The 576-nt window shown below is 42.0% G+C and carries 1 protein-coding gene; it reads left to right on the forward strand.

Translation table 11 applies throughout. From position 1 onward, the window contains the following. A partial coding sequence (gene thiD, locus AC29Z1_RS15305) for a bifunctional hydroxymethylpyrimidine kinase/phosphomethylpyrimidine kinase (protein ID WP_488272324.1) occupies positions 1 to 576 on the forward strand: 576 nt, incomplete at both ends.

A 576-nucleotide genomic window follows, 5' to 3' on the forward strand; every position in this document is an offset into this window, starting at 1 on the left:
CGAAGTGGCTGCGGTCAAAATAGGGATGGTATCGCAAATCGATACCATTACTACTATTGCCGACCGTTTAAAATATTATGGTGCTCGGAATATTGTTGCCGATCCGGTTATGGTATCAAAAAGTGGTTTTCATCTTTTAAACCCAGATGCCGAAAACACCCTGATACAGGAGCTATTGCCGTTGGCCGATATTGTAACTCCCAATATTCCGGAGGCAGAGGTCATCACCGGACGTAAGATTACTACTTTGGCGGACATGGAAGCAGCAGCTCGTCAAATCTTTGCTTTAGGACCCAAGCATGTACTAATGAAAGGCGGTCACCTAGACGGAGACCCTACAGATATATTATTTGATGGCAAACGGTTTGTTTATTTTAAATCTAACCGAATTATTACAAAAAATACGCATGGTACAGGCTGTACATTATCTTCAGCGATTGCCGCCAATTTAGGAAAAGGGTTAGCAATAACTGAAGCGGTAACTGCAGCCAAAGAGTATATAACCACTGCTATTGAACATTCCCTTGCTATTGGGAAAGGTGCTGGTCCGACTCATCATTTCTATGATTTATATAA

The sequence above is a fragment of the Sporomusa sp. genome (genome assembly GCF_057736855.1).